General features: G+C 62.6%; 12 protein-coding genes. 3 read left to right on the forward strand and 9 right to left on the reverse strand.

Annotation, left to right across the window (positions count from 1 at the left end; genetic code table 11):
* Positions 1–33: 33 nt before the first annotated feature.
* The 3 genes from ACIP1U_RS02940 to ACIP1U_RS02950 are packed head-to-tail and all read right to left on the reverse strand — an operon-like array spanning position 34 to position 822.
* Entirely contained in the window at positions 34–282 is a 249-nt protein-coding gene (locus ACIP1U_RS02940; RefSeq protein WP_400311492.1) for an ogr/Delta-like zinc finger family protein, read from the reverse strand.
* On the reverse strand, positions 279–563 hold the full coding sequence (locus tag ACIP1U_RS02945) for a DNA-binding protein (RefSeq protein ID WP_400311495.1): 285 nt from the start codon (positions 561–563) through the stop codon (positions 279–281). Before ACIP1U_RS02945 ends, ACIP1U_RS02940 begins: the two co-directional genes overlap by 4 nt.
* Before the next feature lie 4 nt (positions 564–567).
* A complete protein-coding gene (locus tag ACIP1U_RS02950; protein ID WP_400311497.1) occupies positions 568–822 on the reverse strand; it encodes a hypothetical protein in 255 nt (84 codons plus the stop codon).
* Positions 823–903: 81 nt separating this feature from the next.
* Between ACIP1U_RS02950 and ACIP1U_RS02955 the strand changes: the two genes are divergently transcribed.
* Together ACIP1U_RS02955 and ACIP1U_RS02960 are read left to right on the forward strand one after the other, a co-directional pair.
* Positions 904–1,416 (forward strand): helix-turn-helix domain-containing protein, encoded by a 513-nt coding sequence (locus ACIP1U_RS02955; protein ID WP_400311500.1) that lies wholly within the window; start codon positions 904–906, stop codon positions 1,414–1,416.
* A 272-nt stretch (positions 1,417–1,688) separates the two neighbouring features.
* Positions 1,689–2,144: a hypothetical protein gene (locus ACIP1U_RS02960; protein WP_400311502.1), complete on the forward strand. Its 456-nt coding sequence runs from the start codon at positions 1,689–1,691 to the stop codon at positions 2,142–2,144.
* A gap of 115 nt (positions 2,145–2,259) precedes the next feature.
* Here the strand turns inward: ACIP1U_RS02960 and ACIP1U_RS02965 are convergent, their stop codons facing one another.
* The gene (locus ACIP1U_RS02965; RefSeq protein ID WP_400311505.1) at positions 2,260–2,682 is read right to left on the reverse strand and encodes a hypothetical protein; all 423 of its coding nucleotides are present in this window, start codon (positions 2,680–2,682) and stop codon (positions 2,260–2,262) included.
* A gap of 909 nt (positions 2,683–3,591) precedes the next feature.
* Between ACIP1U_RS02965 and ACIP1U_RS02970 the strand changes: the two genes are divergently transcribed.
* A complete protein-coding gene (locus ACIP1U_RS02970; protein ID WP_400311507.1) occupies positions 3,592–3,930 on the forward strand; it encodes an HNH endonuclease in 339 nt (112 codons plus the stop codon).
* A gap of 114 nt (positions 3,931–4,044) precedes the next feature.
* Here the strand turns inward: ACIP1U_RS02970 and ACIP1U_RS02975 are convergent, their stop codons facing one another.
* The 5 genes from ACIP1U_RS02975 to ACIP1U_RS02995 form a co-directional block, all read right to left on the reverse strand.
* Positions 4,045–4,893, reverse strand: a complete 849-nt coding sequence (locus tag ACIP1U_RS02975) for a hypothetical protein (RefSeq protein ID WP_400311510.1) — start codon at positions 4,891–4,893, stop codon at positions 4,045–4,047.
* A 204-nt stretch (positions 4,894–5,097) separates the two neighbouring features.
* Positions 5,098–6,249: a phage late control D family protein gene (locus ACIP1U_RS02980; RefSeq protein ID WP_400311513.1), complete on the reverse strand. Its 1,152-nt coding sequence runs from the start codon at positions 6,247–6,249 to the stop codon at positions 5,098–5,100.
* Positions 6,246–6,671, reverse strand: coding sequence for a phage tail protein (locus ACIP1U_RS02985; RefSeq protein WP_400311515.1), 426 nt, complete (start codon positions 6,669–6,671; stop codon positions 6,246–6,248). The genes ACIP1U_RS02980 and ACIP1U_RS02985 overlap by 4 nt, the downstream gene beginning before the upstream one ends.
* A 4-nt stretch (positions 6,672–6,675) precedes the next feature.
* The gene (locus ACIP1U_RS02990) at positions 6,676–9,573 is read right to left on the reverse strand and encodes a phage tail tape measure protein (RefSeq protein WP_400311518.1); all 2,898 of its coding nucleotides are present in this window, start codon (positions 9,571–9,573) and stop codon (positions 6,676–6,678) included.
* Complete coding sequence (locus ACIP1U_RS02995; RefSeq protein WP_400311772.1) at positions 9,570–9,635, reverse strand: GpE family phage tail protein; 66 nt, start codon at positions 9,633–9,635, stop codon at positions 9,570–9,572. Before ACIP1U_RS02995 ends, ACIP1U_RS02990 begins: the two co-directional genes overlap by 4 nt.
* Positions 9,636–9,666 lie beyond the last annotated feature (31 nt).

The following is a 9,666-nucleotide window of genomic DNA, read 5'->3' on the forward strand; positions in this document are numbered from 1 at the left end:
AGGGCGGTCAAACGCAAAAGGGGAGTTAGGCCGCTAGGTCGGCAGCAAGTCCAGTTGGCGCTCGTCGCGTGGCCCTGGGCGAGGCTTTCCTAGAGGCAGGTAGGCCTTCGGGTTCGGCTTCATGCTGGGCGCGATGGTGTGGACCGGGGAGAGCAGCATCTTGCACGTATACGCACAGTCCACGTTTGGGCATTGCACGTACAGTTCGCGTGAAAGCAACGACACGGCTCGGCTGCTGCGAATGTGGAGCCGAGCCTCGCAATGTGGACAGGTCATCTTCATTTGCAGAATCTCCCGCACTCGCCCAAGCCCTCACGGGCGCATTCGCAGTGCATGCCGACTTCGCCGAGTGTGGCGACGGCGTCGAGGTACTTGCGCGTGATCAGGACATAGCCAACAGCCGACACCAGACCATCCAGCTTGTCGATCACCACCCCCTGATTGCCACTCAGGAAGCGGCTGACGTTGGAATCGTCCCAACCGATGGCACGTTGCACATCCATGCGACCGGGGCCGGTGAGCGCTTCACGCAATGTCTGTTCAATGCGCACGGGCTTTCGCATCGCATCACTCCGCAACGGCATCTGCATGCGGATGCGAGTAGGCATCCATATGCTGAGCACTATCAGGGCCAAGTCCGATGTCACGCTCGTATGCCGCCATGCCGCGGAGGAACATCAAACGAGTGAATGCCGCGCGGGAGCGGAATTCCGCAGCGCCGTAGCGATCGGTCTTGGCCAGCTCCGTGGGCGTGAGTCGGATGGCCACGGGCACCGTGTCCGGCTGGCGCGGCGCGCGCAGGGCAGGAGGCTTGGTAGGCATACGATATGATTGAGTTTCGTTAGTGTGTGCTGATGATGATAGTCTCCAATTTGGAGACTTCTTTGATAAGAGTCAACCGAAATGGAGACTGTAGGCGAGCGTCTGAAGGCCGAAAGATTGCGTCTCGGTCTGACTCAGGCCGCATTCGGCGAGGCGCTAGGTGTCGCGAAGAACGTGCAAAGCCGGTACGAGAGAGGGGACCGTTCCCCTGATCCGGTGTACTTGGCAGCGATCGCCAGATCCGGCGTCGATGTGCTCTACGTCCTGACGGGCAAACGGCTTCCGGATAACGCAATCACTCTGGACGCCGCTCGCGTTGCGGCCGGCCAGGCCTACAAGGCCGCTCAAGCCCTGGGCGGCGACTTGTCCGTCGAAAAGTTCGAGAAGCTCTTCCTTACCCTGTGCGATACCACGGCAGCAAGAGAAGAAGCGAAAGCAACGGCAACGCCCGAGCCCTTTGTGAAGGGAGTCCACAAGCGCGTGCAGGTCATCGCCGGCGGATCGCACAACGTCCAAATCAGCGGCAGCGAAGTGGTTCATGGCGATGTGCGTAGTCCACTCACCGTCGACATGAGCAAGAAGAAGCGGACTTAGACCCAGCATAGAGAAAAAAGGGTCTGCAAATGCGGGACTGCAAATGCGGGCCCATTTTCTCTGTGCCGCGCGAACGAGATATCCGGGATATCTGATCTGGAAAAAATTTCATCCAGATTCGGAATTGGCTGATTATTTTTGCATGCTTCCTGTTCTAGGTTCGGAGTGCCATGCGATTCCCGAATACCCACGTTAGATTCGTCTGACAGGTTTGAGAGTCGGCTGGCTTCCGTCACTGGCCCTGTCTCCAGGGCATAGATATAGGTCAAAGCATGAAGAAGATATTCAAGTGGATAGGTATCGCAGCGGTTGTGATGATTGTGCTCGTGGCGATTTTCAGCGGTGAGCAGAAGACCAGCACGGCAGACCCTGCTGCAGCGAGCGGGACTACGACGCCGACCGAGCCGCCAGTACAGGTTACGGCCAATGAGTTGCTGAAGGCTTACAAGGAAAACGAGATTGCCGCCAACCAGAAGTACAAAGGTAAGCAACTGATCCTCAATGCTCGCATCAGCAGCATCGAGGCGGGTATGGGCGAAGAGCCGTACCTGGTGCTGACAGCGGGGAACGAGTTCGAATTCAGCAGACCGCAGGCCCACCTTGCCAAAGGTCAGGAAGCCGCTGCGGCAACGCTCAAGAAAGGTCAGCAGGTCAAGCTTGAGTGCATTGGCAATAGCGAAGTGGCGGGCACACCAATGCTCAAAGACTGCCGCGTTCAATCATCATAGAGGGGATGGGCATGCGATGTCGGCGCGCCAGCGCCCCGGCTGCGCCAACCGACAGGACAGGGCCCCTCAGATTGAGGAGCCCTTTGTCTTTGACACGATAGCCTGTGTCAAGCCGTCAGCCTTGATGCCGCCCCACCCAGTACGCTTGCCAGTCCGCGAGCGTCGTCCACAACGCAGCGCGCAGCTGCACCTCAGTCAGCGCCTGCAAATCGTTGGTCTTGAATCGAGAGCGGCAAAGGTCCTGGGTCGATGGCTTCAGCCCTGGACAGATTTCCCACATACGAAGAATTTGCCGCACCATGGCGCAGCGCGGCAGGTTCTCGCCACGGCGGCACGCCAGCCAGCTGACGAGGTAGGAGCGGGCGCTCCAGTACTGAGCGTGTGTCAGCGCTTCTTCCTCCCGCACATCGCTCAGGCCCCTGCCGTTGAGGTGTCGCGTCAGCGACTGCCAGATGGTGGCTGCGCCGACCAGGTCATCCTCGGCCATCTCGATTTCGAGGGCGATACTCGTTAAATCTCTACGCTCTTCAAGCGACATGGGGTTCTTGTCGTCTGGCGTCTGAGATACCGTCGAAGCGGGCGAGACGGGCGAAGCGCGATGAACGACCAGGGTGCCGATCTGGATGTTCCCGTCACCGCGCCCGATGCATTGTTTGATCTTGCTATTTCTATCCCCACCAGCCACCGTCGTACCTCAACCGCAGGAGAAATTTGCACGGTACCGGGCACACGTCGCTGGGTAAGTAGGATGAGTCGGATTTGCTGCGTGGATCGCGCAGAACCGATGCCAAGCGGTGCGTTTATCGCCACAAGGTAAAGTCCAGCGACGATCCGCCTGCCGTCAGCAGCCTCGGTCGTGTTGAAGATTCATTCTTCGGCGCGAAAAGGGTATCTGGGCCGGGCCGCTGGTGCCCCAGAAAGGCTGGGGACGAAGGTCTCATCTCAACCCTTTCTCGGCCGTTCGGCCTGGTGAGCGGGGCAGGCCGCAATGGTTGAGCAACCGTGCGGCCGAGCCACAGCGGTCCAAATCAGGCTGGGGGAAAGGCCACTTCCTGGTCGACTCACCTCAGAGTACTGCAATCCCAGTCGCCGACACTTGGCAGTGCGGGCCAAGTCGTCCTCTGGCGCGCGACATAGGCACCAACAGTCTGCCGCGTACCAGAATTTATGTCCTGCCGTTCGCCAAGACCGGACGTTATCGCTCAGATCGAAGAACCATAGTAACTCTTCCAGCGGCATTCGATTCGACACCAGGTCAGCGTGCGGAAAGGAACAGACCACCGTATCTCCGTTTGCGAAATTGGTTGATAGCACAAGCCGGGGGGGAGCTATGAAGCAGACGCAGCGTCAATGCATAGTTTGCGGAGAGTCAAAGCCGCTAGATTCTGTGCATTTCGGTAGAACAAATGGGGTTTTCAGGAACCAGTGCAGGGTATGTCGCCGCGAAATGAGCCGACAATGGGCTTTAGATAACCCAGAAGCGGTCCGCGAAAAATGGCGCCGCCAAAATGCGAAGCGGGCTAATGCAGGGCCAAAGTGGACTAGCGCACAGATCGCTGAGATTCGGCGCAAGTTGAAGGACCGCTGCTACTACTGTGGGATTAGTCTGAACGGCGAGGGAGAGATCGATCACATGGTGTCTCTGGAGTGCGGAGGGACAAATGCTGCGGAGAATCTTACCTTGGCATGCATACCATGTAACCGTCAGAAAGGAGCGCGCAGCGCCGAAGAATTCTTGCTTTGGCTGAGGGCGGATGGCCGTCGTGTACGCCGCTTCACGCTGTAACAGCTTTCGCCTCCTTTGGAGGCGAGTGAGCTAAGGCGCAGTCGATGCTGGATTTGCTGAACTGCGCCAATTGGTCCGCCTTGAAATGCAACGCGAGAGGGAATGGGCCTGGCCTCAACTGGTCTCTTCTCTTCGGACTCGTATCAGGGTCCGAACACCACCTGGCACCGCCTCCTCTGCAAGCTCAAAGAGCTGTGATTTGATCACCAGCGCCTTCAAACTTTCCTCCCCATAGCGCGTCTTACGATCCGCCAAAGCGTCCGGCTCCTTTCCGCGCGCAATGGCAGCTGCATAGGAAAGGTCGGTCCATCCGTCCGCGCGACGGGGGGTGGCTGCAATTTCAAGCAGTAAGTCAATCAACCGGCTACCCTGCAGCCACATGAGCTCGAATGCCGCCCGACCCTCGGTGGAACCGAGAAACGTGGCAAAAGACAGACCGGCTTCGCGCGTGGTGTCAAGTATGGACTTCAGGCGATCATGCATTGCCTTAATCCTCTCAAGTTGCTCGTCCAGACGGACAGAAGTTTCCGTCATTCGCTCGAAGGACTCCGGCTGCCAGTGGGGAAGGAAATGATGCGCAAGATCGTTACGTTCCCTTGCGAGCAATGCCAGATCTGCTTCCAGGGGCGCTCGGTTTTCTGGCGCGATCTCGATCTGGAACCTCGTGCTGACCCAGGGATGGGTTGTGTTCGGTGAATTTTGCTCGTCCCGAACCTCGGACGGACTCGTCAGAACCTCATCGCGGAACCGCTTCAGCAGGCCACCCATCGACGTGGTCCTGAGTTCCTCCTGGCGAGCCTCGAGTCGGGAGCCAGCGTCCGCGAGCGTACCCTCAATCCTGGCGATTCCAAGGATAGATTTCAGCAGATGCTCAATCTGCTGGTTCAGAAGGAGATTTCTTCCTACCTTTCGGAGAACTTCGTCCTTTAGCGCCTGCGGGGCATTTTTCTCTGCTTCGTCCATCTGCCGTGTGTCGTCGAGTTTCTATCGATGGGCCAGCGACCGTGCATCAAGGATGTCCTTCGTCCTGACCGTATTTCGCCGAGATCAGGGCCAATTCTAGCGACAAAGCCCACAGGTTCATCCCGCTGCCGAAACCAAGTGAGTGCTTCTGACGGAACCCGGCCATTGGATCAGGTCCCCCCGAAATCGAAGAGGAAGCGAATTTCAATCCGGCCCGGTGTTCAATTCCTCCAATTCCCCAGGCTTTATCTCCAACTCCAGGCTGGTCGTATAGCCCCGCTCCGTCAGGAGGTGCGTGACCTTGGTGATCGTCCAGCCGGTATTGTCGATCTGCGGCTTCCACCCAGACACCACCGCCGGCAGCTCGGGAAACAAGTCCGGCCGGCCACGCGCCAGCGTGATGCTGAAATTCGCCACGCCGCGCTGCATGCGGGCCCACTCGGCGCGCGCGGCGCGCTCGGCATTGGCCTTCGTGGCGTAAGTGTGGCGCAGAACCTTCACGTTGTCCGGATTCGGATACGTGGCGACCGTAGGCTTCAGCTTGGCCTTCTTCTTCGGCCCCTTGGTGGGCGCGGGCGCTTCCTTCGCCGCAACGGCGTTGGAGGCGTCGATCACCACCTCTCCCTTCTTGGCGAGCCGCGTGTCCTGGTAGAACGCCTTGACCCCGTTGTAATTGTCCCGGTCGGCCACCATGAAACTGTGCGTGTCGCCACTGGCCCTCGTGATGAGCACGGTGGGCAGGGCGATGCCCGAAGCGCTGAGCGCCTCGCCGGCCTTGATGAAGAGCAGCTTGCCCTGCTTCACCGTGGCAATCGCGTCATAGTCCTTTGCCAGCCGCGTGAGCAGGTTGGCATCCGACTCCCCGGTCTGGTCAAGGTGCCCAATCAACTGGTCGGCCAGCTGCTGGGCGATCACCGCCGCGAGCTGGTTGCGGCTGGCGATTGCGCGCACCAGGGCGCCGATGGTCTTGTCGCGGAAGCTGCGCTCCTTCCGTGTGGTCAAGTCGGTGCCCAGGTCGGCGCTGCGTGCGCGAAGCGTCAGCCGGTCGGGTGGGCCGCTGTGCTCGATCTCGTCCACCTTGAAGATCCCCTTGTCGACCACGCCGGCGTCGCTCCATCCGAGTGCCAGGGACAGCCGCACGCCCTTCTCGGGCAGGTCCAGCATGCCGTCATGGTCGTCCAGCTCGATATCGAGCTGGTCGGCCTCGAAGCCGCGATTGTCGGTCAGGGTGAGCGACATGAGTCGGCCCTGGAAGCGCGACGTGATGTTGTTCCCGTTCTGCACCAGTTGGTAGACAGGGCGGGGCTCGCGGCCGGTGGTGGTGCGCGGCTCGGCGCGGACTGCGGCGAACGTCATTCGGCGTCACCCTCTGCCACGCCGTCGCCAATCAGGGCTTCGGCTTCGTCGTCCACCCGTACCAGCTTCAGGGTGAACTCGATACGCCGGGCCTTGCCGTCCTGGAAGAGGTAGGTACGCGTGACCTGCAGATTCTCGATCACGAAGAGCCCGTAGTACCGACCTGTGCCCTCAATCAGCACATGGGCCTCACCGCTGTCGCCGAGCTTGCGCAGATCCTCGATCGTGTCGTCGCCGCCCGTCAGCTCCGGGGCCAGCACGCCGGTGAGCGTGATCAGTTCGTCGTCCGGTCCAAGGAACTGCCGGGCCGGCCGGCGACCAGTCCGGCTATTGGCCGGGTGCCGCCAGGCAATCTGCTGCTGGAAGTCCTGGTAGGGCGCCGTGTCCAGGCTGAACACGAATTGCCCGAGGGCCATCATCATGGTGTCAATCCCTGTCGGTAAGGCTGGACCGTTGGCGCGCGCCACGCTGGGCGTCGAGCTGGCGGATCTTCTCTTCGACGAGCCGGGCAACCTCTCGCTCGTCCATGCCGGGTGCCGCGTAGACGTTAATGGTGATCGGCGCCGCCGGTGCCACTGCCTGGTAGGTTGCTCCTGCTGCCGGTGCGCCAAGGGGCGGCCGGGTATCGAACTTCACCGCGGCGGCTGCCGGCGCCGTGCCGATTGCCACGCCGGCGCCGACCCCGGCGAGCGCCTGCGTCACGCGCGCGATGGCATCCATCGGCCCGCGCTGGCCACGCGAGAGGCCCTGCTCAAGCCCAGCCATGGTGAATCCGCCCAGCTCAGCGAATACGCGGCTGGGCGAGCGGATCCCCAGCTTCTCCTTGAACCAGGTCACGACCGAGCCGGCGGCGCCTGTGACGGTCTCCCGCACCCGCGCCAGCCCGCTGGTAATCCCATTGGCGAATCCCGCCATCACCTGGGCACCGGCGTCGTAGAACGCAGTGGCGAGCCGCAATGGCATGCCGAGCACCGTGCCGATGGCCTGGCCGATCTTCTGGCCCATGCTCTGCGCCGCGCCGCCGATGTCGTCCACTGGGGCAATCAACCGCGTGAACCATGCCCAGAGGTTGGACAGCAGCGGCCCCACGACCTGCCAAACCACCCCGAGGGCAGCGCTGACACCGGGGATGGCCTGTACGGCGGAGACAATGGCGGAAGCCAGGCGCCACGCCGCCGTCACAGCACGCGTAAAGCTGTTGGCAAAACCGGTGGCTACCGGCCCCAGGGCGCTGGCGATGCCGCTGGCCAGGCCCGCGAAGAAGGCCCGGATCGGGGCCCAATACTTGTAGACCAGCGCCGCGGCCGTGGCGAAGGCAGCTACCGCCGCCAGGATGGGCCAGGAGAAGGGCAGCAGCGCCAGCCCGCGCACGACGTTGAAGAGGGCACCGGCCCGGCTGGCCGCGCCTGCCAGCAGGCCGCCAAACCGCCCCGCGGCACCGGTGGCCGCGCTGAAGATCGGCGCGAGCCGTGCGCCGGCGCCGCCGAGCAGCTGGGCGCTGCGCGAAAGGAGGGTGGTGGCGGTGGCTGCGCGGTTGAGCGACGGCACCAGGGCGGCGAGCCGGATACCCATCATCTGCAGCCCATAGCGGGTGATGACCAACGGACCCAGCGCCGCCGCTATGGCCAGCGTGAGCGCGCCCATGGCGGCGAGCAGCACGCCGGCCGCCGCGGCGCCCTTCATGATCCCTCCGACCAGCGCCGGATGGGCCTGCGCGAACCCGTTGAAGCGGCTGACCAGGTTGCCGACGGTATCCATCAGCCCGACGATGGTCGAGCGCAGCGCCTCCCCGGCGGCACTGCTGCCATTGAACAGCTGGTTCTGCAGCCGCTGCCAGCGGGCAGAGATGGTTTCCTGGCGCGCCGCGAATTCGCGTGCCATCGATCCTTCGGCGCCTCGTCCGTTGGCAAGTTCGAGCTGGCGGCGCAGCTCCTCCGGCTTGTCGACCAGCTTGGCGAGCGTGTCGGAATGCTCCATCCCGACCAGTTCGACCATCACGCCGATGCGCTTGTCCTTCGGCAGCTTCTGCACCGCCTCGATCACCTGGAAGAGGGTTTCGGTGGCGTCGGTGGCCATGCCCTTCTGGATGGCGGCGCTGGACAGGCCGATCTCCTGCACCGCGGCCTGGAATTTTTTGGTGCCCTTCTCGGCAGCGGCGAACTTCTGGACGATGGCATTGACTGCCGTGGCGGCCGTCTCCGGCCGCTCGCCGAGCGTGAGCAGCGTCGACGCGAGCGCGGCCGCGTCCGCCGAGGACATTTTCACCGTTGACACCACGCCGGAGATCCGGTTAAGCACGCCGATGATGTCGCCGCCCTTACTGATGGCGTTGTCGTCCAGGTAGTTGATCGAATCGGCGAGCGCCTGGATCTGGTTGATGGGGATGCGGAAGTTCTTCGCCACCTTTCCCATGCTTTCCGCAATCTCGTCCGGCACGGCGTCGAAGGCTGTCGCCATCATGGCAACCGTCCGGGTGTAGGCGATCAGTTCCTCGCGCGGCACTTCCATACGCGCGCCAGCGGTCACCATCTCCGCGATGGCGGTGGTTGGGATCGGCAGTTCTTCACCCAGCAGCTTGATCTGCCGCGCCATGTCGTAGTAGACCGCCGTGAGCCTGCCGCCGTCGTCGCGGGCGCCTTCCACCTGGCGAGCGATGCCAAGCATGGCGTCCTCAAAGGACACGTAGTCCTTCACCGCCTTGGCGATAGGCGTGAGGGCAACACCGCCGGCTGCGGATGCCGACACACCGGCGCCGAGCATGGCGTTTCGGGCGGCCATGCCCTTCGCGTACCCGGACTGCACAGCGGCCAGGCGCTGCTGGTGCTCGCCTACCGCCTTCAGCCGTGCTTCCTGCTGAGCCAGCGCCTGGCCTGCCGCTGCAACCTTGTCGCGCAGGTCGCGCTGGGCCTGGCCGAGGCTCGTGGTGCTGACTCCCGCCAACTGCAGGCGGCCGCGCACACCTTCCAGGCTCTGCTGCAGCTCGGCTCCGCGCTGCTTGAGCGCCCGCGCTTCCTTGACAGCTGCGTTGAAGTTTCGCGTCATGGCGGCCAATGGGCGCTCCGTGGAGGCCATCTCCTGTGCCAGTGCCTTGACCCGCGTCTGCGCGGACCGCAGCTGGTTGTCGGCGATCGCCGCGTCCCTAGACAGCTTGCGGAAGCTGTCGATGTTGGCCTGCGTGCGATTCAGCTCCTTCAGCTGGTCGCGCGCGGCCTTCACCGTGCGCGCCAGCTCGGTGCTGCTGCCCATGGCATTGCGGAACGGCTGGGTAAGGCGGTCCACCGCCTGCAGGACGACCTCGAGTCTCAGATTGCGTGGCACGCTCATTCGTCGGTTCCGCTTCGTTCCCGGGCGCGCTCGCGCCACGCCATCAGTTCGGCCACCCCCATTTCAAACAGTCGCTCCGGTGGCCAATGAAAG

Origin of the sequence: Cupriavidus sp. NPDC089707, from assembly GCF_044748965.1 — a bacterium.
Classification (GTDB): domain Bacteria; phylum Pseudomonadota; class Gammaproteobacteria; order Burkholderiales; family Burkholderiaceae; genus Cupriavidus.